Origin of the sequence: Actinomadura chibensis NBRC 106107 (assembly GCF_001552135.1) — a bacterium.
In the GTDB taxonomy this organism is placed as follows: Bacteria; Actinomycetota; Actinomycetes; order Streptosporangiales; family Streptosporangiaceae; genus Spirillospora; species Spirillospora chibensis.
In genome coordinates this window covers 1-24,169 of sequence record NZ_BCQP01000072.1, presented here as the reverse complement: position 1 = coordinate 24,169, position 24,169 = coordinate 1, and the positions used below count along the sequence as shown (strand labels likewise).

The following is a 24,169-nucleotide window of genomic DNA, read 5'->3' as shown; positions in this document are numbered from 1 at the left end:
TGGAGGTGTGATGCCCTGCTTCCGTTGCGGGGCGCGGCAGACGGACCCCGTCCGGGGCGCGAGCCCCTGGAAGCGCGGGGTCCGCGCCGACCGGCAGGTCCTGATCTGCCCCGGCTGCCAGGCCGCCCGCGACTGGGCGGACGGGCTCGACCGCTGCGCGGAGTGCGGCTCGGCCGCGCTCGTGTGCCGGTTGGGCGAGGTCGAGTGCCGCGACTGCGGCCTCACCCGCGACGCCGTCCCCGGCGACCTGGTGCGCTCGGGAGCGGCGCCCGCCCCGTCCGGTGACGGCGACCTGTCCGAAGAGGTGGCGGCGGCGCTCAGCCGCGTCCTGCGCGGCGGCCCCGCCCGCTAGCCCGCCTGCCCAACCCGCCCCGCTGGCCCCGCGCCGCCGGGCTGACCGCGTCCGGCCGGGCTGACCACGGCATTTCAGGCTTGACGCGACATTTCGCACGCTGGCACGCTGCGCGGATGCCGATCGTGCTGATGCGCCTGGTCAACCGGATCACCGGGCGGTCCTGGCGCGCGCCCGCGCTCGTGCTCCTCGCGGCGTTCCTTGCGGGCTGGCTGCTGATCGCGGTGTTCGAGCCGTCCGGCGCCGACATCAAGCGCCCGGACGAGTACGTCTGGTACTTCCTCGTCAGCGGCACCACCACGGGCTACGGCGACCTGTCCCCGCAGACGACCGGCGGGCGGATCGGCGGCGTGCTGATCATCGTGGCGGGGCTGACCGCGGGGCTCGTGATGTTCGCCGAGCTGACGCTCTGGATGGGGAAGGGACGCACGATGAGGGCGACCGGGCAGGCGCGGCTCCACAAGCGCGGGCACATCGTGGTGGTCGGCTACGACCGGGACGGGCTGCGGGCCATCATCGGCCAGCTCCGCGCCGACCCCGAGTTCGCGCGCACCCCGGTCGTGACGATCTTCTGGCCGGGCGAGCTGACCGGGGAGAACCCCGACCCCGGCCTGTACGACGTGGTCGCGTTCGACGAGTCCGCCTACCAGCGCGCCTGCCTGGAGACGGCGCGGACGGTCGTGGTCGTGGGCCGCAGTGACGACGAGACCGTCCGGGTGACGCTCGGCGTGTCGGCCTACCTGCGGCGGAACGGGGAGCCGCCGGTCCACCTGCTGGCCGGGGTGCACGACGGCGGCAGCCGCGCGGAGATCACCGAGGCGCTCGCGCTGATCGGCCCGGACATCGAGCCGGTCGACATCGACGACCCGGCCGTGGTCGCGGTCGCGATCCGCAACCCGGGCGTCGCCGCGATCTACCACAACCTCGCCAGCACGCTCGACACCGATGGAACGCTCTACCGGGTGGACGTCCCCGCCGACGCGGGCGAGTGGTCCCGCCTGGACGTGGCGGTCTTCCTGCTGCGCCGCGGCAGCACGCTGCTCGCGGTGGGCGAGTCGCACCGTCCGAACGCCCGGTTCCGGCTGACGGCCGCGCCGGACGAGATGGTGCGCGGCGGCCAGTCCCTCGCGGTGGTGGCGCCGTCCCGTCCCGAGATCCCCTGGCACGAAGTCGGCTAGCGAAGAGCCGGACCGGCGGCGCCGCCGCCTTTGACGAGCCTTGACCCGCCTCGAAGACCCCTGCTAGCTTGTGCCGCAATCTGGAATAGCTTTCCGTATCACGGAAATCTATGGAGGTGCTCCGGTGCACAAGCTCATCCCGGTCCTCGTCGCGGCGGTGGTCGGCGTCGCCGCATGCTCATCGTCCGGGGACGGAGACTCCTCCGGCCCGGTCGAGCTGATGGTCTGGCACGGCCAGGACGACGCCGCGGCGCGGTCGATCGAGAAGCTCGTCGAGTCGTTCAACGCCTCCCATCCCGGGATCAGGGTGAAGACCGACTCCGGCGGCACCACCGCCGACGCGATGCTGCCCAAGGTCACGGCCGGGTTCGCGGCGGGCACCTACCCCGACATCGCCTACATGTACGGGTCGTGGGGGGCGGCGCTCGCGCGCAGCCCGAAGGTCCCCGACCTGAAGAAGTACCTCGGCCCGGCGACGAACTGGGACGACTTCTGGCCCAACACCCGGCAGACCGCCACGGTCAACGGCAAGGTGATCGGGTTCCCGGCCGTCGTCGACGACCTGACCGTCCTCTACAACAAGAAGATGCTCCACGACGCCGGGCTGAAGCCGCCCGCGCCGACGTGGACCTGGGACGACTTCCGCGCCATGGCGAAGAAGCTCACCGACGCCAAGAACAAGAACTACGGCACCACGTGGGCGGTCAGCGGCGGCGAGGAGACGACCTGGACGCTGTGGCCGCTCGTCTGGCAGCGCGGTGGAGCGATCCTGTCGAAGGACGGCAAGAAGGCCGCGTTCAACGCGCCGCCGGGGGTGGAGGCGCTCACGTTCCTCCAGCAGATGGCGACGCAGGACAAGTCCGTCTACATCGACTCCAGCCCGGCCGAGAAGGGCCAGAAGCTGTTCGAGTCGGGACGGCTCGGGCTGTTCCTGTCCGGCCCGTGGGTGCTGCCGGACGTGCAGACCGCGAAGATCGACTACGGGATCGCGCCGCTGCCCGGGACCAACGGCGACCACCAGACCGTCTCCGGGCCCGACAACTGGGCCGTCTTCGACCACGGCAAGCGGCGCGTCAAGGCGGCGGTCGAGTTCCTCACCTGGCTGACGAAGCCTGAGCAGCAGCTCGTCTGGATGAAGGACACCGGCCAGCTCCCGACCCGCCAGTCCATCACCAAGCTCCCCGGCTACCAGGAGTTCGTGAAGAAGTACCCGGGCATCGACGTCGTCACCGAGAACCTCGCGAACGCCAAGCAGATCAGGCCGGTGAACTCCAAGTACCCGCGGGTGTCGTCGTTCGTCGCGAACGCGATCGCCGCGGTCCTGCTCGGCCGGTCCGACCCGAAGAGCGCCCTGGACGACGCGGCCCGCAAGTCCGACGCGCTGCTCGCGGTGCCCGGCCAATGAGCACGGCGGTCACGACGGAGAAGGACGACCGGCGGGCGGCCCCGCCCCGTCCGGAGCGCAAGGGCGGGCGCAGGCTCGGCGACCAGGCCGCCGGGTGGTCGTTCGCCGCGCCGTCCACGCTGCTCGTGCTCGGCTTCTCGCTGCTGCCGATGGGCTGGGCGTTCCGGCTGTCGCTCACCGACTCCGACCTCGTCAGCGAGGGGCAGGGCGTCGGCTTCGCCAACTACAGGACGCTCGCCGACGACCCCGTGTTCTGGAAGGCGATCCGCAACACGCTGGAGCTGACCGGCATCTACATCCCGGTGTCGCTGCTGCTCGGGCTCGGGGTCGCGCTGCTGCTGAACAAGCCGATCCGGGGGATCGGGTTCTACCGGGCGTGCTTCCTCGTCCCGTTCGTCGCCTCGGCCGCCGCCGAGGGGCTGCTGATGGCGTTCGTGTTCGACAAGGACTTCGGCGTCGTCAACGGGCTGGTCACCCGCGCCGGGCTGCCCGCGCAGGGGTTCCTGGACGACCCGTCCCAGGCCCTGCTCGTGATCAGCGGGATCTTCGTCTGGACGCAGTTCGGCTTCAACGTCGTCATCTACCTCGCCGCGCTGCAGGAGATCCCGAAGGAGGTGCTGGAGGCCGCCGCCATCGACGGCGCGGGGGCGTGGCGGACGTTCCGGCACATCATCGTCCCGTCCGTCCGGCCGATCTCGCTGTTCCTCGCCGTCTGGGGGCTGATCGACTGCCTCCAGTTCTTCGACCTGCTGTTCACGACCACCAAGGGCGGGCCCGTCAACTCGACGATCACGATCGTCTACTACGTCTGGCAGCTCGCCTTCGAGTTCTTCACCGCCGGGTACGGCGCCGCCGTCGCGTACGCGCTGTTCGCGGGGAGCCTGCTCGCGATCGTGGTCGGCCTGGTGTTCGGCCGCAAGAAGGGGTTCCTGCTATGACGACCGCGCCGCTCTCCCGCCTCCGGCTCCGGCCGCGCCTTCGTCTCACCGGGCGCCTGCCCGCCGCCCGGCACCTCGTGCTGCTGCCGCTGTCGCTGCTGATGGTGGTGCCGTTCGTCTACATGCTCGGCGCGTCGGTCATGACGAGAGCGCAGCTCAACCGGTTCCCGCCGCCGCTCGTCCCGCCGGGCATCGACCTCACCGGCTACCGGGGGCTGCTGACGGACTCGCAGTTCCCGCGCTGGTTCCTCAACAGCGTGATCGTCGCCGGGGTGATCGTCCTGTCGCAGATGCTGCTGTGCAGCATGGCGGGCTACGCCTTCGCGCGGATGCGGTTCGTCGGGCGGAAGGTCGCGCTGGTGCTGGTGATCGCGACGACGCTGATCCCGTTCCAGCTCACCGTGATCCCGACGTTCCTGATCTTCAACAAGCTGCATCTGATCAACACGCTCGGCGCGCTGATCGTGCCGCAGCTCGCGTCCGCGCTCGGCGTCTACCTGATGACGTCGTTCTTCCAGAACTTCCCGCGCGAGCTGGAGGAGGCGGCGCGGATCGACGGCTGCTCGCGGTTCGGCGTGTTCTTCCGCGTCGTCCTGCCGGTCGCGCGGCCCGCGCTCGCGGCGCTCGCCGTGATCACGTTCATCTACGCGTGGAACGATCTGTTCTGGCCGATGGTGGCGATCTCGTCCCAGGAGAACTACACGGTGCAGGCGGGGCTCGCCACGTTCCAGGGGCAGCACCGCGCGGACTGGCCGCAGATCATGGCCGGGACGGTGCTGACGACCGTCCCGGTCCTCGTGGTGTTCCTGATCGGGCAGCGGCGGTTCGTGCAGGCCCTCGCGGGCGCCGTGAAGGGGTGACGGGTCAGGGGCCCGCCGTCACGGGCACAGGCCGAGCAGGCGGGCGGCGTTGTCCGCGTAGACGCAGGACAGGACGTTGGAGGAGAGCCCGAGGCCGCTGATGTGCCACCGGCCCATCAGCGGCGGGTCCTCCGCCGAGTGCGGGAAGTACTCGTCCTTCGTCTCCAGGAAGCGGAAATGCGTCGTGTAGGTCGCGCGGTTCGGCGGGAACTCGTCCGTGCCGAACAGGACGCGGCCGGGGAAGCGGGTGATCAGGTCGAGCGTCGCGCGCGGCTGCCGGCCGAGCTCGGCGATCCGCGCGGCGATGTCGATGTGCAGGTTCGGGTAGGCGGCGAGCATCCGGCCGACGCGGCCGAGGTCCTCGGCCTGGCAGCCCGCGTGGACGGCGACGAACACCGTCCGCGGGTGCGCGGCGACGAGGTCCTCCAGGGCGTCCATGAGCCGGTCGAAGCGCGGGAACCGGCTCGGGTCGGCGAACGACCAGTCGGGGTGGGCGAGGAGCTGCTCGTACCGCTCGTTGCGCTCGTCGACGGGGTCGAAGAACGCGATCGGGTCGGCGGTGTGGATCGCGACCGGGACCCGCAGCTCGGCGGCCGCCTCCCACAGCTCGCCGAGGCGCGGGTCGTCGGGCAGGACGAGCTGCCCGGCGGAGTCGCGGACGTGCAGGCCGAGGTCCTTCCACACCTTCAGCCCGCGGGCGCCCGCGGCGACCGAGCGCCGCAGGCTGTCCGCGAGGGCGCCCTCGCGGCCGATGTCGTCCCAGTCGACGTGGCAGTAGGTGTAGAAGCGGCCCGGATGGGCGCGGTCGTAGCGGTCGAGGTTGGCCTCCAGCTCGTCGCCCCAGCGCCCGTCCAGGTTCACGATCGTCCGGACGTTGCACGAGTCCATGAGGGCGAGTAACGCCCCCACGTCCTGGACGGCCCAGCCGCCGGTCAGCCAGCGGCCGAGGTGGTTGTGCGCGTCGATCGCCGGGACGGCGGCGCGCGGCACGGACGTCTCCGGCACGCGCAGCCGCGGGACCGGCCGGTATTCGCTCAGCTTCATCGGAGTCTCCTCAGCGCGCGCGGCGGATGCCGTCGGGGAGCGCGTCGCCGTGCGCCTCGATCATGTCGTCGACGAGGTCGTGGATCTGGGCGAGGGTCAGGGTGGCGGCGGCGTTCGGGTCGAGCATCGCCGCGTGGTACACGTGCTCGCGGCTGCCCTCCAGCGCGGCGCGGACGGTCAGCTCGCCCACGTTCAGGAACGTCCGGTTCAGCGCGGCGAGCTGCGGCGGCATCGCGCCGATCCGCGTCGGCTGGACGCCCGCCCGGTCCACCACGCACGGCACCTCCACGCACGCGTCCGCGGGCAGGTTCGCGATCAGCCCGTCGTTGCGGACGTTGCCGTGCACGATCCGCCGCTCGCCCGTCTCGATCGAGTGGATGATCTCCGAGGCCAGCTCCGACATCGGCTCGATCTCCACGTCCTCGCCCGCCGCCAGCCTGCGGCGCGTCTCCTCGTAGGACGCGAGGTTCTCCTTCGACCACTCCAGGTAGGCCCCGACGTGGATGCCGAACTTCTCGACCTGGTCGTCGTGCCGCAGGAACCACGGCAGGTACTCCGAGCCGTGCACGCTCGACTCGGTCGGGAAGTGGCCGAACCGCGTGAAGACCTCGGCCCGGACCGTGTTCCGCAGCTTCGGATCGGCCGCGACCACCTCGGCAAGGCGCGGGTACATGTCGCGCCCCTCGTGCTCGAACTTCAGCACGAACGCCTGGTGGTTGACCCCGGCGGTGACGAACGCCGTCTCGTCCACGGGGACGCCGACCAGCTCGGCGAGCCGCGCCTGCGTGTCGCGCACCGAATGGCAGATGCCGACGACGTTGCGGAACGGCGTCCCCTCCCACACCGCCCTCGGGATCATCGTCATCGGGTTGGTGTAGTTGAGGAGCAGGGCGTCCGGGGCCAGCTCGGCGAGGTCGTCGCCGAGCGCCGTCATGACCGGGATCGTGCGCAGCGCGCGGAAGATGCCCCCGATGCCGAGCGTGTCGGCGATCGTCTGGCGCAGCCCGTGCCGGGCCGGGACCTCGAAGTCGATCCGGGTCGCCGCGAACCCGCCGACCGCGATCTCGTTGATCACGTAGTCCGCGCCCGCGACCGCGGCGCGCCGGTCGGCGTGCGCCTCGACCTTGGCGGGCAGCCCGAGCTTCGCGACCATGCCGTGCGCCATCGCCTCGGCCGTCGCGAGCCGCTCGGCGTCGATGTCGTGCAGGACGAGCGTCGAGCCGCCGAGGCCGGGCAGCGTCAGGATGTCGGACAGGACGTTCTTGGTGAACTCGACGCTTCCGGCGCCGATGAAGACGATGCGTGCCACTGGCTGCTTCCCTTACATGATCGCGAGCTGGCCGCCGTCGACGACCAGCTCGGCTCCGTGGACGAAGGACGCCTCGTCCGAGGCGAGGAACGCGTAGGCGGACGCGACCTCCGCGGCCTGCCCGGCGCGGCCGAGCGGGATGTGGTCGCGCTGGTAGGCGGCCACGAACCCGGGGTCGAGGCTCGCCTCGATCGACGCGTTCAGCGGGGTGCGGATGTAGCCGGGGCAGACCGCGTTGACGCGGATGCCGTACCGGCCGAGCTCGACCGCCATCGTCCGCGTGAGCTGGAGGACCCCGCCCTTGGACGCGTTGTAGTGCGCGTAGTCCTCTTCGCCGCCGAGCGCGTTCGTGGACGCCATGTTGACGATCGAGCCGCGCGTGCCGCGCTCGACCATGTGCCTGCTGACCGCCTGCCCGACGAGGAACATCCCGCGCAGGTTCACCGCGATGATCGTGTCCCAGTGCGCCGGGGTGATCTTCAGGAACGGCTCGCGCCAGGACGTCCCGGCGTTGTTGAGCAGGACGTCGATCCCGCCGAGCGCCGCGTCGGCCTCGGCGACCAGGCGCGCGACGTCGTCCTCGCGGGAGACGTCGCAGACCGTGCCGGAGATCTCGCCGAGGGCCCCGAGCTCGGCGACGACCTCCTCGACCCGGTCGAGCCCGCAGACGAAGACCCGGGCGCCCTCCTGGAGGAACCGCTGCGCGGCGGCCTCCCCGATCCCGCTGGTGCCGCCCGTGATCAGGACGTTCTTGCCGATCAGCCCGCGCATGGCCGCCACCTCCCGCGGCCGCCGGTCGGGGTGGACGTGGACGTGTGCATGACGGACCTCTCTCAGACTCCGAGCACGACCGGCCGGCCGACCTTCGGCACGAGGTACTCCTGGTCGGGGAACCGGCGGTCGAGCGTGTCGACGAACGTGGTGACGGACTCGGCGTTGACGGCGAACAGGTCGTGGTGGCTCGGGACGAGCCAGCGCGCGTCGGCCGCCGCCGCCAGGTGCGCCGCCTCCCGGACGGTCAGGTTCCCGACGATGCCGAGCTCCTCGCGGATCCGGTCGCGGCCGTTCACCGGCAGCAGCGCGACGCGCGGGCGCAGGCCGTCCAGCGCCCGGTCGATCTCCGGATGCAGGACGGTGTCGCCCGCGTGGTACACCGACACGCCCTCCTGCAGCTCGATGACGTAGCCGAGGAAGCGGTGCGCGCCGTCCTGGACCATCACGTCGTAGCACTCCGGGCCGGTGTACTCGGGGGAGTGGGCCGCCGGGATCGGATGCACGCGGATGCCGCCCAGGTCGAGCGGCCGCCCGGCGTGCGCGGGCTCGAAGGAGGCGCCGAGCGCGGCGACCTCTTCTTGGAGGACGGGCGGCGCCACCACCGTGAACCGGTTGCGCGCGAGCGCGGGCCCGAGCGTGTGCGGGTCGAAGTGGTCGGCGTGCTCGTGCGTGACGAGGACGACGTCGGCGTCCAGTTCGCCCGGCGGGAACGGGGGCGGGAACCTGCGCGCCCACCGCCCCGGCGGGCCGAACTCCGAGTCCTCGGCCAGCCGGTCGGACAGGTAGGGGTCGACGGCGACGACCGTCCCGTCCGCGCCCTTGATCAGGAACCCGGCCTGGCCCAGGGCGCAGACGCCGACCATGCCGGACGGCACGCCCAGCTCGCGGAACCCCGCGCTGACGTTCATGACCGTCTCCTTTCTCGCCTCTCTAGGGGGTGAGGAGCGCCTTGACGGGCTCCATGCCGCCGTTCATCAGCTCGGTGAAGACCCGGGCCCCGTCCGCGAGGGGGAACGTGTCCACCCAGCTCAGGTCGCATTCGGCGGCGATGCCGGTGGCGGCGGCGAACTCGGCGGCGGTGTAGCCGAACGAGCCGAGCAGCCGCTTCTCCGCCCGGACCAGGTCGGCGGCGTCGAAGCCGGGGTCGGCGCTCGCCAGCCCGAGCGCGACCGCGGTCCCGCCGGGCCGCAGCCGGGCGAGCGCGGCGGCCCGCGTCGCCGGCAGGCCCACCGCGTCGAAGACGACGTCGAACTCGCCGGTCAGCGCGGGGCCCGCGGCGTCCGCGCCGAGCCGTCCGGCGATCGCCGCGCGCGCCGGCGACACGTCCGCCGCGACGACCGACGCGGCGCCGCGCAGCCGCGCGAGCTGGACGCACAGCAGCCCGATCGTGCCGCAGCCGAGCACGCCGACCCGCGCGCCGTCCGGGCCCCCGGCGACGTTCCAGCTGTGCAGGGCGTAGGCGATCGGCTCGATCAGGCCGGCGGCCGTCCACGGCATGCCGTCCGGCAGCGGGTGGACGGCCGACGCCGGCACCGCGACCCGCTCGGCGAACCCGCCGGGCCGGTGCACGCCGATCAGCGCGCGCTCGCGGCAGAGCTGGCGCTGCCCCCGCCCGCACAGGTCGCAGACCCCGCAGGACAGGATCGGGTTGACCACCACGCGGCGGCCGTCCGGCAGGGTGCCCGCGAACTCGTGTCCCATGACGAGCGGCGGCGTGCGGAACCCGGGTGTTCGGACGCCGTGCAGCTCGCTGCCGCAGATCCCGGCGGCGGCCACCGCGACGAGGGTCTCCCCGGATCGCACGAACGGCTCGTCGATGTCCTGGAGTTCCACCACACTCGGTGCGGTGAATACGAGTGCCTTCATCACGCGGCGAATGTAGCAGGGCATCCGTATTGTGGGCTATCATTCCGTATCACGGAAATCCGGAAGAGGGGCGTATGGGTACCAAAGAGTCGCCGGTCGGCAGCGTCGACCGGGCGCTGCGCATCATCCAGCTGCTCTCCGAGAGCGGGCGCGGCGTGACCCTGGAGGATCTCGCGGTCCGCTCCGGCATCCCGCGCAGCTCCCTGCACCGGCTCCTCGGCGCGCTGCGGCACCGCGGCTTCGCCGCGCAGCCGGAGCCGAACGGCCCGTACTTCCTCGGCACGGAGCTGCTCGCGGCGGCCTTCCGCTTCTACGACCGGATCGACCTGCGCTCGCTCGTCCACCCCGTGCTGCTGCGGCTGCGCGAGGAGCTGAACGAGACCACGCACATGGCCGTCCTGGACGGCGCCGAGATCGTCTACGTCGACAAGGTCGAGGCCATCCACCCCATCACGATGACCTCGGTCATCGGCGGGCGGAACCCCGCGCACTGCACCGGCGTCGGCAAGGCGCTGCTCGCCTGGACCTACCCCACCGACGAGGCGATCAAGCTGTGGGCCTCCACCCAGGAGCTGCGGGCGGTCACCCGCAACACGATCACCTCCCCGGCCCGGCTGGCCGAGGAGATGGCCGCGATCCGCGAACGCGGCTACGCCCTCGACATGGAGGAGAACGAGGAGGGCGTGCGGTGCGCGGCCGTCCCGGTGTTCCTCGGCCGGGGCGTCCCGTCGGCGGGCGTCAGCGTGACCGCGCCGAAGGACCGCTTCCCCAAGGGGCGGCTGACCGAGGTGGCGGTGCGGCTGCAGGCCGTCCTCGCCGAGGAGCTGGACCGGCCCGCGAGCTGAACCCGGGCAGAGTCTATAATGCGAAATAGCCTTCCATAATACGGAAAGGAACTCGCTGGATGGACGCTGTCGCCGCGCTCGCCGACCGGCTCCCGTCCGGCCGGGTCATCGCCGACCCGGACGCGATGGAGGCCCACCGCCGCGACCAGACCTACGCGGCGCCGGGCGCGCCGCTCGCCGTGGTGCTCGCCCGCGACACCTCCGACGTGGTCACGGCCGTGCGCTGGGCGGCCGAGCACCGCGTCCCCATCGTGCCACGCGGCGGCGGGACGGGCCTCGCGGGCGGCGCCACCGCGACCGACGGCTGCCTGGTCCTGTCGCTCGCCCGGATGACCGCGATCCGCGAGCTGGCGCCGGCGGACCAGCTGGCCGTCGTCGAGCCCGGCGTGATCACCGCCGACCTCGACCGGGCCGCCCGCGAGCACGGCCTGATGTACGCGCCGGACCCGTCCAGCCACGAGATCTCCACCATCGGCGGGAACCTCGCGACCAACGCGGGCGGGCTGCGCTGCGTGAAGTACGGCGTCACGCGCGACTCGGCGCTCGGCCTTGAGGTCGTCCTCGCGGACGGGCGGGTGATCCGGACCGGCGGGCGGACGGTCAAGCGCGTCACCGGCTACGACCTCACCGGCCTGTTCGTCGGCTCGGAGGGGACGCTCGGGGTGATCACCTCGGCGACCGTCCGGCTGCGCCCGGCGCCGGTGAGCCCGCCGGTGACCGTCCTCGCCACGTTCGGGTCGGTGTCCGCGGCGGGCACCGCCGCCGCGTCGATCATGGGCGCGGGCCTGCGGCCGAGCCTGCTGGAGCTGATCGACCGGGCGATGCTGCGCGCGATCGACGACTGGCGCGACATCGACCTCGACACCGACACCGCCGCCATGATCATCACGCAGACGGACGGGCCCGAGTGCCCGGCCGAGGAGCTGCTGCGCCACTGCGAGGACGCGGGCGCCGACTTCGCGGCGATGTCCACCGACGAGGCCGAGGCCGCCGCGCTGCTGGAGATCCGGCGGCTTGCCCACCCGTCCGCCGAGCGGCTCGGGAACTGCCTGGTCGAGGACGTGTGCGTGCCCCGCTCCCGGCTCCCGGAGATGGTCGGCCGCGTCGAGCGCGCCGCCGAGCGGCACGGCGTCACGATCCTCACGGTCGCGCACGCGGGCGACGGCAACCTCCACCCGGTGTTCATCTTCGAGCGCGGGCTGACCGAGCCGCCGCCCGACGTCCAGGCCGCCGCGGACGAGGTGTTCACCGCCGCGATCGAGCTCGGCGGCACGCTGACCGGCGAGCACGGCGTCGGCGTGCTGAAGCGGCCGTGGCTGGACGGCGAGCTGGAGCCCGGCGTCCGGGACGTCCAGCGCCAGATCAAGCAGGCTCTCGACCCGCACGGGCTGATGAACCCGGGCAAGGCGATCTGACTCCTATCCGTCCTCCAGGACGCGGAAGGCGATGCCCGCCCCGACCAGCCGGTCGACGAGCGCGTCGCCCATCGCGGTCGCGGTCGTGACCTGCCCGGACGTGGCGGGGAGGTCGTCGTGGGCGAGGCACAGCGCCGACTCCGCGAGCATCTTGGCCGTCTCGCCGTAGCCGGGGTCGCCGCCCGCGACCTCGGTGACGACGCGCGCGCCGCCGCCCTCGCCGACGAACGTCACGCTGAACCAGCTCCGCTCCCGCTCCGCCGCGGACGGCCCGTCGCCCGGGGCGCGCAGCCGCCGCAGCAGCGACCGGGTCGGCGGGAGCTGCGCGAGCGCGACCAGGACCGGCGCCCCGGCGGCGATCGCCGCCGCGCCCGCCAGCCGCTTCACGGCGACGTAGTGGCCGTACTCGAAGTCGGGCCCGTACCGGTCGAGCGCGGCGGCCGACCGGACGACGATCTGCGGGTCCAGCGTCGGCATCGGCAGCGTCCAGCCGCCGCCGACGCGGGTGCGCGGGATCGGCCGGCGGGAGATCCGCACCGTCCGGCCCTTGGGCTTCTCCTCGATCCGGGCGCGCTCCTTCTCCGCGCGGCGCATGCCCGCCATGTCGGCGAAGACGTCGATGGCCGAGTGCAGCGTGCCGCCGGACGGCGAGACGCGCCCCCGGACGAACCCCTCCACACGCAGCGGGACGCCCTCGGGCAGGTGCTTGACCGTGAAATAGGCGCCGAGGTCGTGCGGGATCGAGTCGAACCCGCAGGCGTGGACGATCCGCGCGCCGCTGCGCACCGCCTTCTCGTGGTACTTCACGTACATGCGGTCGACGAACGTGGGCTCGCCGGTGAGGTCGACGTAGTCGGTCCCGGCGCGCGCGCACGCCGCGACCAAGGGCTCGCCGTACTTCGAGTACGGCCCGACTGTTGTGATGACGACCCGCGCCGCGTCCGCGAGCCTCTCGATCGACGCCGGGTCGGCGACGTCGGCGCGCAGCAGGGGCAGGTCGGCGCAGGCGGGGTTCAGCTCGGCCAGCCGGTCGCGGACGGCCGCGAGCCTGGCCTCGTCGCGTCCGGCCAGGGCCCAGCGCGTCCCCGGACCGGCGCGCCCGGCGAGGTACTCGGCGGTCAGGGCGCCGGTGAAGCCGGTCGCGCCGAACAGCACGACGTCGTACGGGCGCCCGGGACGGGACGGTCGGTCGGCGGTCATGGGTGCTCCCTTCCGCGATTCCGAATCCGATTCTGTCGTGTCGGGGCCGGGCGGCGCACGCCGACGCGGCGCGGAGCCGCCGTTCGTGATCGCGGTGAGGCGGCCGTGCGGGCGACCGCACTCGTCTAGGGTTTGCACGGACGAGGGGGAGGGTGGTGCCGTGACCGCGCTCGCAGTGGCGATGGACGTCGTCGCGGCGGGCTTCCTCGCGTGCTTCGCCTTCCTCCTGGCGCGGGGGCGGGGCGTCCCCGGCGGCGAGGGCGGGCGCTCGACCGCGATGCTGCTCATCGCCGTCAGCCTCGGGCTGCTGTCGGTGTCGCTGTGGAGCCTCCCCTAGACGGCCCCTGGACGGCTCCTGGACGGCCTGCCGGGTGTGGCCGTGAGGCAATCGAAGTCCTCCTCCAGGTAATGGAGAACAGACGGGTCGGTTCGGCCGCCGTCCGCGCCCCTCGCCGCCCCTCCGCGTGGAAGCTTTCGGACCGGCCGCGTGTTATCCGACACCCTTGACCACTGGGCTTCGCGGCATGCCCGCGGAGCCGGGCCGGACGGTCCCCGGGCCCGACGGCGACGGGCCCGCAATGAGTACTGTGGATGTTGGACACGGAGATGGGGGAGACGTTGCTTAACCCTGAGGATCTGTACGAGCTCGACACCGACCTGCCAGAGCTGACGGGTCCGGTGCTGCTGCACAGCCTCGACGGCTTCGTGGACGCCGGGTCCACCGGGCAGCTCGTGCGCGAGCACCTCCTGGAGGCGCTGGAGCACCGCGTCGTCGCCCGCTTCGACGTCGACTCGCTGATCGACTACCGGGCCCGCCGCCCGCTGATGACCTTCGACCGCGACCACTGGGCGTCCTACGAGGCGCCGGAGCTGGTCGTCCGGCTGCTCCGGGACGAGGCGGGCAGCCCGTTCCTGATGCTGTCCGGGCCGGAGCCCGACCGGCTGTGGGAGGGGTTCACCTCGTCCGTCCTGCACCTGGTGGAGCGGCTCGGCGTGGGGCTGGTCGTCGGGTTCCACGGCATCCCGATGGGCGTCCCGCACACCCGCCCGGTCGGCGTCACCGCGCACGCGACGCGGCCCGAACTGGTCACCCGGAACTCCTGGTTCGACAAGGTGCAGGTGCCGGGCAGCGCCGCCGGGCTGCTCGAACTGCGGCTCGGCGAGGCCGGGCACGACGCGGTGGGGCTCGCGGTGCACGTCCCGCACTACCTCGCGCAGTCGGCCTACCCGGCCGCCGCCGTCGCGGCGCTGGAGGGGGTCATCGACGCGACCGGGCTGGCCCTGCCGGTCGAGCGGCTCCGCGAGGCGGCCACCGCGACGGACGCCGACATCGCCGAGCAGGTGGACGGCAACGACGAGGTGGAGAAGGTCGTCCGGGCGCTGGAGCAGCAGTACGACGCCTTCGCCGGGGCCGCCGCGCGCGACAGCCTGCTCGCCGAGTCGCAGGACATGCCCACCGCCGACGAGCTCGGCGCCCAGTTCGAGCGCTTCCTCGCCGAGCAGGACGGCCCCGACTCCCAGGGCTAGCCCCCGCCCCCGAACGCCCGCGCCGGACGGACATATCCGGCCCGCCGCTGGGTAGGCGAGGCCCCGAGAGGGGAGGCTCGCTCATGCCCCAGAAGGTCAACGAGGTGATGACCCCGGTGCCCGTGGCGGTGCCGCCGGACACGTCCCTGACCCGGGCCGGGGACCTCATGCGGCAGCACGGGATCGGCGACGTCCTGGTCGTCCACGAGGGGCGGCTGCGCGGCATGGTCACCGACCGCGACATCGTCGTCCGCGCCGTCGCCGTCGAGCGCGACGTGTCCGCCACGACCGTCGCGGACATCTGCAGCACCGACATCGTCACGATCGCGCCGGACGCCGACGCCGACGCCGCCGTCACGCTGATGCGGCGGCACGCCGTCCGCCGCGTCCCCGTCGTGGAGGGCGACCACCCGATCGGGATGGTGTCGATCGGGGACCTCGCCGTCCAGCGCGACGAGCGCTCGGCCCTCGCCGACATCAGCGCCGAACCGCCGAACCGGTGACCCCGCGCGTTCATCGCGAGGCGTGATGCGGGACGTCATCGTCGTCGGCGCCGGTCCCGCCGGATCCGCCGTCGCCCGCCACCTCGCGGGATCCGGGCTGGACGTGCTCGTCCTGGAGAAGTCGTCCTTCCCGCGCGAGAAGGTCTGCGGGGACGGGCTCACGCCGCGCGCCGTCCACGAACTGCGCGCCCTCGGCGTCGACCTCGCCGGGCCGGGCTGGTTCCCCAACAAGGGCATCCGGCTCGTCGGCGCGGGCCGCCGCGTGGAGATCCCCTGGCCGGACGGCCACGGCCTCACCCGCACCCGCGCGGGCCTCGACGAGCTGCTCGCCCGGCACGCCGCCGCCGCGGGCGCGACGCTGCGCGAGAACACCAAGGTCACCGGCCCGGTCCAGGCGGACGGCAGGGTGACCGGCGTCCGGACCGCGGACGGCGTCGAGCACGCCCGGCTGGTGATCGCGGCGGACGGCGCGCCGTCCCGGCTGTCCGTGGCGCTCGGCGTGCGGGCGCGCCGGGACCGTCCGATCGGCATCGCGGGCCGCCGCTACTACCGCAGCCCCCGCCACGACGACGACCACCTCGAAATCCGGCTCGACCTGGCCCCCGCCGGGTACGGCTGGATGTTCGGCATGGGCGACGGCACCTGCAACGTCGGCGTGGCCCTGCTGCGCGGCGAGCACCCCGACTACCACGGGCTCTTCGCCCGCTGGCTCGCGACGCTCCCGCGCGACTGGGGCTTCACCGAGGACGGCGCCACCGGCCCGCTGCGCGGCGCGGCCCTGCCGATGGGCTTCAGCCGCCAGCCGCACTACCTGCCGGGGCTGCTGCTCGTCGGCGACTCGGGCGGGATGGTCAACCCGTCCAACGGCGAGGGCATCGCCTACGCGCTCGAAGCCGCCCGCATCGCCGCCGAGGTCGTCGCCGAGGCGTCCTCCGCGCCGTTCCCGGAACGGGTCCTGCGGACGTATCCGGCCGCGCTGAAACGCGCCAACGGCGGCCCGTTCACGCTCGGACGCGCCTTCACCCGCGCCATCGACGACCCGCGCGTGATGCGCATAGCGACCCGGCAGGGGCTCTCCCACCCGTGGCTCATGCGGTTCGCCCTCAAGGTCGTCGGCGGGCTGCCCGCCGCCGCCAGGCCCACCGCCGCCGACCGCCTCGCCGACGCCCTGACGCGCCTCACCCCCGCGTCCTAGTGTGCTCGCACAGACAAGGACTGTTCGGACACAGCCAAGATCCCCGGCCCGGCGAGCCGCTGGACTTGGCCGGACACGGGAGGGATGCACATATGAGCAGCGAGGCGTACGACGTCGTCAAGGCCCACTACGGGGCGTCCGACCGCGGCGACCTGGACGGCATGGTCGCGGACTTCGCCGACGACATCGCCTGGACGGAGATGGACGGCTTCCCCTACGCGGGCACCTACGTCGGCGTCGACGCGATCAAGGCCGGGGTCTTCGGCCGGCTCGGCAAGGACTGGAAGAACTTCCGCGCCGACCCCGACGAACTCGTCGACGGCGGAGACGGGACGGTCGTCGCGATCGGCCACTACTCCGGGACGTACCGGGCGACCGGAAAGGCGATGCGCGTGCGGTTCGTCCACGCGTGGCGGGTGAAGGACGGTAAGGTCACCGGCTTCGAGCAGTTCACCGACACTCATCTCGTCCGCGCGGCGATGGAGTGAGCACGGTTGCCACTGGCGCGACCCCGGTCCGCGGGTGCACCATGTGAACGACGGAGCAAGCGGGGCTTCACCTGGGGAAACGCGCATGTCCATGGTCATCAGGACAGCCGATCTGCCCGCCGCCGAGCGGTTCGACTTCTGGCGCAGCTCGGTGTCGGAGACGTTCGTGCCGCTCCGGGCGGAGACGACCCGCCCGGAGCTCTTCGAGGGCCGCATCCGCGGCCGTGAGCTCGGGGCGCTCAAGGTCACCGAGGTCGCGTCGACGCCGAGCGTCGTCCGGCGCACCGGCGCGCTGATCGCGCGCTCCGACCCGGGGCACTACAAGATCGGCGTCCAGCTCAACGGGTACTGCCTGCTCACCCAGGACGGGCGGGAGGCGGCGCTCGTCCCCGGCGACTTCACCATCTACGACACGACGCGCCCGTACACGCTCGCGTTCGACGACTCCTACCGGCAGCTCGTCCTGATGGTGCCGCGCCGCCTGCTGCACCTGCCCGAGGACGCCATCGCCCGGGTCACCGCCACCCGCATCTCCGGGCGGCAGGGCGTCGGGGCGCTGCTGTCGGCGTTCCTCGTCCAGCTCGCCGAGCAGCTCGACGAGCTGGACGACCACGGCGGCGTCCGGCTCGGCGACAACATCGCCGACCTGCTCGTCACGCTGTTCGCCGAGCACATGGACATGTCCGCGCCGACCCCCGAGTCGCGCCGCCGGGCGCTGCTGCTGCGCGTCCGCGCCTACATCGAACGTCATCTGGACGACCCCGACCTGTCCCCGGACGACATCGCCGCCGCGCACTTCGTCTCGTCCCGGCACCTGTACAACCTGTTCCGCGAGGAGGGCACGACCGTCTCGTCGTGGATCAAGGAGCGGCGGCTGGAGCACTGCCGCCGCGACCTGCGCGACCCGCTCCAGCTGAACCGCCCGGTCAGCGCCATCGCGGCCCGCTGGGGGTTCGTCGACGCCGCGCACTTCAGCCGCCTGTTCAAGGCCGCCTACGGGGCCAGCCCGCGCGAGTACCGGGTGACCGTCTCCGACGACTGATCGATACAGGCTTGGGCAAGGTCCGTACAGGCACAGACAAGACACGCCGGGGGCCGCGGCCGAGACTGGCCTCATTCCGCGACCAGGGGGAGGCCAGCAATGCACACCCGGCTCTACGTCAACGGCGAGTGGGCCGCCGCGGCGGACGGCGCAGAGTTCACGACGACCGATCCCGCCACCGGGAAGCTCCTCGCCACCTGCGCGGAGGCCGGGCCGCAGGACGTCGAGGACGCGGTCGACGCCGCCCGGGCCGCGCTGTACGAGCCGTCCTGGGCCAAGATGCTGCCGAACGAGCGCGCCCGCCTCCTCTGGCGCGTCGCGGAGCTGATCGAGAAGAACGCGGCCGAGCTGGCCGAGCTGGAGACCCGCGACCAGGGCCAGCCGCTCGGCGTCGCGAAGACGGTCAGCGTGGACGGCGCCGCCGAGCACTTCCGCTACTTCGCCGGCTGGGTCACCAAGCTGGAGGGCGCGGTCTCCCCGATCTCGTTCCCGGACACGCTGCACTACGTCCGCCGCGAGCCCGTCGGCGTCTGCGCGCTGATCACCCCGTGGAACTTCCCGCTGATGATCGCGTCCTGGAAGCTCGCCCCGGCCCTCGCCTGCGGGAACACCGTCGTCATCAAGCCCGCCGAGCAGACGCCGCTGACCACCGTCCGGCTGGTCGAGCTGTGCGCCGAGGCGGGCTTCCCGCCCGGCGTGGTCAACCTCCTCACCGGCGGCCCCGCCGTCGGCCGCGCCCTCGTCGCGCACCCCGGCGTCGACAAGATCTCCTTCACCGGCTCCAGCACGGTCGGACGCGAGATCGTCAAGACGTCCGCGAGCAACCTGAAGCGCGTCACCCTCGAACTCGGCGGCAAGGCGCCCTCCATCATCGCCCGCGACGCCGACATCGACGAGGCCGTCGCCGGCAACCTCCAGGGCGCCCTCCTCAACAGCGGCCAGGTCTGCGCCGCCTACACCCGCCTCTACGTCGACCGCCGCCGCGCCGACGAGTTCACCGAGAAGCTCGCCGCCGCCGCGTCCGGCCTGCGCGTCGGCCCCGGCCTCGACCCCGAGACGCAGATCGGCCCCCTCGTCTCCGCCGAGCACCTCGACCGCGTCGACTCCTTCGTCCGGACGGGCGGCAAGCAGGGCGCCGAACTGGTCACCGGCGGCCACCGCGGCGAGGGCCCCGGCAACTTCTACGCCCCCACCGTCTTCGGCGGCGTCACCGACGACATGACGATCGCCCGCGAGGAGATCTTCGGGCCCGTCCTGCCCGTCCTCGCCTACGACGACGTGGAGGAGCTCGCCGTCCGCGCCAACGACACCGAGTTCGGCCTGGCCGCGTCCCTGTGGACCCGCGACCTGTCCACCGCCCACCGCCTCGCCGCCGACATCCGCGCGGGCGCCATCTTCGTCAACATGCTCCCCATCCCCGACGCCGCCGCCCCCTGGGGCGGCTACAAGTCGAGCGGCTGGGGCCGCGAGATGGGCCCCTACGCCCTGGACGCCTACACCGAGGTCAAGGGGGTCTGGATCCACCTCCCGTAACCTCCCCGTCCCAAACCGTTTCGCGATCGCCACCACCGACCGGGTACGCTTTCCCGGCAACGCGGGCGCGTAGCTCAGGGGTAGAGCACTCGCCTTACAAGCGAGGAGTCGGCGGTTCGAAACCGTCCGCGCCCACCCACCTCAAAGGCCATGATCCGCTCGCGCGGATCATGGCCTTGATCTTGTGGGTGACTAACTGAGTGACTACGGGTCCTGGTCCGTTGCGTCGTCGGCGTCGCCAGCGGCCGCGAAGATGCCGTCCATGGCGGTCGCGCCCTTCTCCATGACCGGCCGGATCTGCAGCCGGTAGACGGTCTCGGTGACCGTCGTGCTGCGGTGGCCGACGAGCCGGGAGATGTCCTCGATGGGGATGCCGTGGTCGGACAGCACGGAGACGAAGCTGTGCCGCATCTCCCGCGGCGCCCACCGCGCGCCGTCCAGCTCGGCCTTGTCGAGCACCTTGCGGAAGTCGCGCCGCACGTTGGACGCCGACAGCGGGTTGCCGGTGCGTGTGCAGAACACCAGCCCGCCGCGCTTGGAGGAGGCGTCGTCGGTGGTCTCGTCCTGGTGCTCCTGGAGGCGGCGGAGCGCCTCGACACAGATTTGCGGCAGCTTCAATGTCCGGCGGGACTTCCTGGTCTTGGTGTCGCCCTTCTTGCGGACGGACCGCCAGACGTAAATGGCGTAGGCGCCGTGTTCCCAACCGGCTTCTTGGACGGGGATCCATCGGTCGGCGTCCTTGGCGTAGCCGACGACGTGATCCCACGTCAGCGCACGCAGTTCCTCGGTTCGGGCGCCGGTGGCCAATGAAAGGACGATGTAGGCCGCTATGCGCGGTTCGGACTTGCGTGCTGCATTGAGGACGGCCTTGGCCTGGGCGAGGGTGAGCGCTTTGGACGGCCGCCCTTCGCGCCCTTCGGGGACGTCGCAGAGTTCGACGATGTTGCGCCGGACCTTGTCGCGCGCCATGGCCTTGCGCACCGAGCGGTTCAGGATGGAATGGATCAGCTTGAGAGATCGCGTGCTGAGCGTCTTGGACTTGGCGGCGAGCCACTCGTCCACGTCCTCGGCTGACAACTCGCGGAGCTTGCGGGCGCCCAGGGCCGGGATGACGTGGTTCTCGGCGAACGTCTGGTTCATCTCCACAGTGCGGTCGGATCGTCCGCTGAGGCCGTGCTTCAACCAGTACTCCACCGCTTCGGCGACGGTGTAGTTCGTCGGCTCGGAGGGCAGCCCGTCCTCGTGGTCGCGGAGGACCTTGCGGAGGGCCTGCTTGGCCGCCGTCTTGGTCCGGCCGCTGCCCTTGCGGACGATCCGCTTGCCCTGCGGGGTGTACCCGACGGTCACCGTGGCGATCCAGCGGCGTCGGCTCTTGTCCCAGTGCAGCCCGCCGTCTCCTTGAGGGCGCCGCTTCTTCTCGGGCTCGTTGTCGTCGTCGGGTTCGTCGGGGGTGGTGCCGGTGGTTCTGGGCATGGTGATCTCCTTCGAGCGGTCGTCACGCTGAGTGACGAGGTTGGGAGTGGGGAGCGGAGCCATGCGCCTACATGCCTGCAAGAAATACAGAACAATTGATTTCTCTGTATTTCTTGGTGGCTTGTAGGGCCCCGTCTGCGGTTCGCGCCTCGACAGCGGTCACTGTGTGTAGCGGGGCCGCGGTGCGTGGCTAGGGGGCCTGAGAGCCGTCTTCGAGGGAGTTCGGATGAACCTCGTAGACGGGTGCGCGGGTGCGGCCGGGGCCGCTGGCGCGGGGTGGGGTGGGTAGCCGTCTGACCCAGCCGTGGGCTTCCAGGACTCTCAGGCCCGGCTCGACGTCGGCGACCTTGCGGAAGCGGGCGCGCAGGGCTTGGACGGCGTCGCTGGCGGTGAAGCGGTGGGTGCCGGTGCGGGTGATCCAGTCGCGTAGGGCGCGGGCGTCGGCCAGGTCGGGGTCGGCGCCGATGAGGTCGTAGGCGGCTTGGGCGTGGGTGAGGTAGTAGTCGCCGATGTGGCGGGCGCAGGCGAAGGTGTCGGTGGTGATGGGTTTGTGCCAGGTGCCTTGGTGGTTCGCGGCGAGGTGGAGGAGTCCGGCGATGCGGACGACGGCGCCGGGGTATTTGCCGCCCCAGTCGGGCATGTGGGCCAGGTCGTTGCCGGGCCGGTAGCGCGGTTCGGTGTCGCGCAGCAGCTGCTGGACGGCGCTGAGGGCGGCGTCGGTGAACTGCAGGGTAATCGGTTCGGTGAGGGCGTGCAGTCGGGTGATGAGACCGGTGAGGGTGTCGGCGTAGGTCTGGGCGATGTGGGCGGGGATGAGTTCGGGGCTTGGGTCGCGGTATCCGAGCAGCGAGTGCGGGACGGCGTACAGGATCCGGCCGAGCAGTCCTTGCCCGCGGAATTGCGGGGTGTCGGCGAGGCCGGCCAGGACATCCGGCTGGGTGCAGATGCCGAGGGTGACGTGCGCGGACTCGATGATCTCGGAGGGACGTCCCACGCGGTCGATGCGCATTCCCTCGCCCGCGTGGCCGTGTTTGAGGACGGCGAAGTTCGGCGCTCCGCTGTAGCGCCCGGCGGCGATGGAGAAGATCTCGCCCTCGGGGGACAGGACGGCCATCCGGCCGCCTTGCTGTGCGAGCTGTGAGGTGAGGATTTCGGGGGTGGCGTCGTCGGAGAACAGCCGCGGTTCGGCCGGTATCTGCAGTTCTTGGAGCCGTTCGGCGGCGATCCGCGCGTCTTCGAGGTGTTGCTCGCGGACGATGGCGTCAATGGCGTTGATCGCGGCCTTTTCCGCTTTCTCCATGTCGGCTTCGGCGACGCGGCGTTGGATGGCGATGTCGGTGATGTGGGGTTGGGCTTGGTCGCGGAGCATGCTTTCGGCGGCGCGGATCGGGCCGGTCATCGCCGCGAACACTTCGGATTTGCGGTTGCCGGGGCCGAGGGCGATGACGGTGAACAGGTTGGTGGGTTCGCGCCAGCCGCGGGCTTGGACCCAGACCTTGCCGCCGGCGGCGACCGCCAGCACGGCCAGGGCGAGGCAGCCGGACAGGTCGGCGGGGGTCTGGGTTTGCTCGGCCAGGCGGGCGGCGTATTCGGCGAGCCAGTCCGGCAGCATCGGCAGCGGAAAGACCGGCAATTCCTGGGCGGCTTCCAGTGGAGTGGGTGCGGGCCAGCCGCGGGCGTCGGGTGTGGTGATGTCTTGGACGGCGGCGGTGACGGCGCCGCGCAGGTCGGTGGTGTCGCCGTCGGCGGCCTGGTGGCTGAGCTGGATGAGGTGGGTGCCGGTCATGGCGATGGTGCGGGCGTAGGCCAGTTCGGCGAGCCGGTGGGCGTAGTAGCCGGCCTGGGTGGAGGAAACGGTGTCCTGGATCAGGGTGTGCAGGTAGGGGCCGCCGCCGACCTTGGCGAGGCGACGGGACCCGAGTTCGGCGGCCACGGCCGTGGGTTCACAGGGGTCGCCGCGGTCGGCCAGGCCGCAGATGGCCTGCCAGATCTCCTGGTGGGCGGGCCGGTAGAACTCGCTGCCGTCCAGCAGGGCGCGGGCGTCGGCGACGGCGCGGGTCGAGAGCATCATCGCGCCGAGTACCTGCCGTTCGGCCCCGATGTCGTGGGGGAGTGAGCGGTGCGGGTCCGGGTCGTCGTGGCCGCCGTCCAGCACGCGCAGCGGAGGCTTAGTCATCGGGTGACCGTCCTGAACGCGGCGTGTCGGGTGCGGGCAGTTCTCATCGGGTTCCTCCACGGCGAGGACGAGGCCGTTCGCGAGTAGTGAGAGCGGTGGGCCGGGTGTGATTCGACGGGCCGGAAAGGGCCCGGCCCGCACGTGACGGCGGACCGGGCCCGGGGTGTCTACTCGCGTTCGCCTGCGGGGCGGATTCCGCTGGTGAGGATGGCCAGGGATTCGACGAGGTTGTACACCGCGGCTTGGGCGACGGGCAGGGCGTCGTGGGCGCGGTCGCTGAGCCACTCGTCCAGTTCCATGCTGAACAGGAGGGCGCCGAGTCCGGCGACGGTGTCGTGCAGCAGCGCGACGAAGATCGCCACGTTGGTGCGTCGCAGGTCCAGGGACTGGTCGGTGACCTCCGCCAGCCGGTCGTTGGTGATCTGGTCGGAGATCGCGGCGAGGGTGTCCATCAGCTCGGCGACGGCGGGCGCGTACTCGCCCACCTTTTCGATCACCGTGTGGAGCGCGTCGCCGCGCTCGACCAGGCCGTCCAGGGCGGACGGCAGTTCGAGCAGGTCGGACATGGTTTCTCCTTCGGTTGGGGCGGGGGCCGGTCCAGGGCCCCCGCCGAATTCGGGTTGATCCGGTCGGGTGGTCAGTGGCCGCGTATCTCGGCCAGGACGCGGTCGAGGTCGTGCGGGCCGGTCAGGACCTTGCGGGCTTGGGAGCCTTCGGCCGGGCCGACGACGCCCAGGGCCTGCAGCCGGTCCATCAGCGCGGTGGCCTTGGCGAACCCGACGCGGAGCTTGCGCTGCAGCATCGAGGTGGATCCGAACTGCGTGGACACCACCAGCTCCGCCGCGGCGGCCACCAGCCCGGCGTCGCCGTCGTCCTGGGCGGACCGGCCGTTCCCGTCGTCCCCGTCGTCGGCGGCGGGGAGTTGCCAGCCGCCGGCGGCGGCGGGGCGGGCGCGGCCCTGGTCGACCAGGGCGGCCATGCGCCGGTACACGGTGGGGCGGCTGAGCCCGGTCGCCTCGACCAGCGGCTCCCAGGCCACCGGCTCG

Annotated in this window: 24 protein-coding genes and 1 tRNA gene; 15 read left to right on the top strand and 10 right to left on the bottom strand. The window is 72.2% G+C overall.

Going from position 1 to position 24,169, the window contains the following annotated elements:
- The first annotated feature begins 10 nt into the window (after nt 1-10).
- From ACH01S_RS36065 to ACH01S_RS36045, 5 genes are all read left to right on the top strand, one after another.
- On the top strand, nt 11-352 hold the full coding sequence (locus ACH01S_RS36065) for a hypothetical protein (RefSeq protein ID WP_067902899.1): 342 nt from the start codon (nt 11-13) through the stop codon (nt 350-352).
- Nucleotides 353-468: 116 nt separating this feature from the next.
- Complete coding sequence (locus ACH01S_RS36060) at nt 469-1,530, top strand: potassium channel family protein (protein ID WP_067902895.1); 1,062 nt, start codon at nt 469-471, stop codon at nt 1,528-1,530.
- A gap of 124 nt (nt 1,531-1,654) precedes the next feature.
- On the top strand, nt 1,655-2,935 hold the full coding sequence (locus tag ACH01S_RS36055) for an ABC transporter substrate-binding protein (protein WP_067902891.1): 1,281 nt from the start codon (nt 1,655-1,657) through the stop codon (nt 2,933-2,935).
- On the top strand, nt 2,932-3,873 hold the full coding sequence (locus ACH01S_RS36050) for a carbohydrate ABC transporter permease (RefSeq protein ID WP_067902888.1): 942 nt from the start codon (nt 2,932-2,934) through the stop codon (nt 3,871-3,873). Before ACH01S_RS36055 ends, ACH01S_RS36050 begins: the two co-directional genes overlap by 4 nt.
- Nucleotides 3,870-4,733, top strand: coding sequence for a carbohydrate ABC transporter permease (locus tag ACH01S_RS36045; RefSeq protein ID WP_067902884.1), 864 nt, complete (start codon nt 3,870-3,872; stop codon nt 4,731-4,733). Before ACH01S_RS36050 ends, ACH01S_RS36045 begins: the two co-directional genes overlap by 4 nt.
- A gap of 18 nt (nt 4,734-4,751) precedes the next feature.
- On the opposite strand, the gene ACH01S_RS36040 is transcribed toward ACH01S_RS36045, so the two are convergent.
- The 5 genes from ACH01S_RS36040 to ACH01S_RS36020 all read right to left on the bottom strand — a co-directional run bounded on the left by ACH01S_RS36040 (nt 4,752) and on the right by ACH01S_RS36020 (nt 9,726).
- A complete protein-coding gene (locus ACH01S_RS36040; protein WP_067902879.1) occupies nt 4,752-5,777 on the bottom strand; it encodes an amidohydrolase family protein in 1,026 nt (341 codons plus the stop codon).
- A 10-nt stretch (nt 5,778-5,787) separates the two neighbouring features.
- A complete protein-coding gene (locus ACH01S_RS44105; RefSeq protein WP_067902874.1) occupies nt 5,788-7,086 on the bottom strand; it encodes an alpha-glucosidase/alpha-galactosidase in 1,299 nt (432 codons plus the stop codon).
- Between the two features lie 12 nt (nt 7,087-7,098).
- Nucleotides 7,099-7,857, bottom strand: a complete 759-nt coding sequence (locus ACH01S_RS44100) for an SDR family NAD(P)-dependent oxidoreductase (protein WP_067902869.1) — start codon at nt 7,855-7,857, stop codon at nt 7,099-7,101.
- A gap of 62 nt (nt 7,858-7,919) precedes the next feature.
- On the bottom strand, nt 7,920-8,768 hold the full coding sequence (locus ACH01S_RS36025) for an MBL fold metallo-hydrolase (protein ID WP_067902867.1): 849 nt from the start codon (nt 8,766-8,768) through the stop codon (nt 7,920-7,922).
- A 22-nt stretch (nt 8,769-8,790) separates the two neighbouring features.
- A complete protein-coding gene (locus ACH01S_RS36020; protein ID WP_067903027.1) occupies nt 8,791-9,726 on the bottom strand; it encodes a zinc-binding dehydrogenase in 936 nt (311 codons plus the stop codon).
- Nucleotides 9,727-9,800: 74 nt separating this feature from the next.
- On the opposite strand from ACH01S_RS36020, the gene ACH01S_RS36015 reads away from it, so the two are divergent.
- Both ACH01S_RS36015 and ACH01S_RS36010 read left to right on the top strand, forming a co-directional pair.
- Nucleotides 9,801-10,571, top strand: coding sequence for an IclR family transcriptional regulator (locus tag ACH01S_RS36015; RefSeq protein ID WP_067902863.1), 771 nt, complete (start codon nt 9,801-9,803; stop codon nt 10,569-10,571).
- A gap of 59 nt (nt 10,572-10,630) precedes the next feature.
- Nucleotides 10,631-11,986 (top strand): FAD-binding oxidoreductase, encoded by a 1,356-nt coding sequence (locus ACH01S_RS36010; protein WP_067902860.1) that lies wholly within the window; start codon nt 10,631-10,633, stop codon nt 11,984-11,986.
- Between the two features lie 3 nt (nt 11,987-11,989).
- Here the strand turns inward: ACH01S_RS36010 and ACH01S_RS36005 are convergent, their stop codons facing one another.
- Nucleotides 11,990-13,186, bottom strand: coding sequence for a saccharopine dehydrogenase family protein (locus ACH01S_RS36005; protein WP_067902858.1), 1,197 nt, complete (start codon nt 13,184-13,186; stop codon nt 11,990-11,992).
- Nucleotides 13,187-13,346: 160 nt separating this feature from the next.
- On the opposite strand from ACH01S_RS36005, the gene ACH01S_RS44095 reads away from it, so the two are divergent.
- The 8 genes from ACH01S_RS44095 to ACH01S_RS35970 all read left to right on the top strand — a co-directional run bounded on the left by ACH01S_RS44095 (nt 13,347) and on the right by ACH01S_RS35970 (nt 19,609).
- Nucleotides 13,347-13,523: a hypothetical protein gene (locus ACH01S_RS44095; protein ID WP_157406351.1), complete on the top strand. Its 177-nt coding sequence runs from the start codon at nt 13,347-13,349 to the stop codon at nt 13,521-13,523.
- Nucleotides 13,524-13,777: 254 nt separating this feature from the next.
- Entirely contained in the window at nt 13,778-14,713 is a 936-nt protein-coding gene (locus tag ACH01S_RS36000) for a proteasome assembly chaperone family protein (RefSeq protein ID WP_370671599.1), read from the top strand.
- An 83-nt stretch (nt 14,714-14,796) separates the two neighbouring features.
- On the top strand, nt 14,797-15,216 hold the full coding sequence (locus tag ACH01S_RS35995; protein WP_067902855.1) for a CBS domain-containing protein: 420 nt from the start codon (nt 14,797-14,799) through the stop codon (nt 15,214-15,216).
- Between the two features lie 25 nt (nt 15,217-15,241).
- Complete coding sequence (locus ACH01S_RS35990; protein WP_067902852.1) at nt 15,242-16,411, top strand: geranylgeranyl reductase family protein; 1,170 nt, start codon at nt 15,242-15,244, stop codon at nt 16,409-16,411.
- 92 nt (nt 16,412-16,503) lie between these two features.
- Nucleotides 16,504-16,899 carry a nuclear transport factor 2 family protein gene (locus ACH01S_RS35985; RefSeq protein WP_067902849.1) on the top strand — a complete coding sequence of 132 codons (396 nt, stop codon included), beginning with the start codon at nt 16,504-16,506 and terminating at the stop codon, nt 16,897-16,899.
- 85 nt (nt 16,900-16,984) lie between these two features.
- Complete coding sequence (locus ACH01S_RS35980) at nt 16,985-17,941, top strand: AraC-like ligand-binding domain-containing protein (protein WP_083981538.1); 957 nt, start codon at nt 16,985-16,987, stop codon at nt 17,939-17,941.
- Nucleotides 17,942-18,040: 99 nt separating this feature from the next.
- Nucleotides 18,041-19,474: an aldehyde dehydrogenase family protein gene (locus tag ACH01S_RS35975; protein WP_067902846.1), complete on the top strand. Its 1,434-nt coding sequence runs from the start codon at nt 18,041-18,043 to the stop codon at nt 19,472-19,474.
- Between the two features lie 63 nt (nt 19,475-19,537).
- Nucleotides 19,538-19,609 (top strand) — tRNA-Val (locus ACH01S_RS35970).
- Between the two features lie 69 nt (nt 19,610-19,678).
- Here ACH01S_RS35970 and ACH01S_RS35965 read toward each other — a convergent pair.
- The 4 genes from ACH01S_RS35965 to ACH01S_RS35950 all read right to left on the bottom strand — a co-directional run.
- Nucleotides 19,679-20,947, bottom strand: a complete 1,269-nt coding sequence (locus ACH01S_RS35965; protein ID WP_067902843.1) for a tyrosine-type recombinase/integrase — start codon at nt 20,945-20,947, stop codon at nt 19,679-19,681.
- Between the two features lie 190 nt (nt 20,948-21,137).
- Nucleotides 21,138-23,123: a DUF3987 domain-containing protein gene (locus tag ACH01S_RS35960; RefSeq protein WP_083981537.1), complete on the bottom strand. Its 1,986-nt coding sequence runs from the start codon at nt 23,121-23,123 to the stop codon at nt 21,138-21,140.
- A gap of 167 nt (nt 23,124-23,290) precedes the next feature.
- Nucleotides 23,291-23,689, bottom strand: a complete 399-nt coding sequence (locus ACH01S_RS35955) for a hypothetical protein (RefSeq protein WP_067902841.1) — start codon at nt 23,687-23,689, stop codon at nt 23,291-23,293.
- A 71-nt stretch (nt 23,690-23,760) separates the two neighbouring features.
- A partial coding sequence (locus tag ACH01S_RS35950; protein ID WP_303621479.1) for a DNA translocase FtsK occupies nt 23,761-24,169 on the bottom strand: 409 nt, incomplete at its 5' end.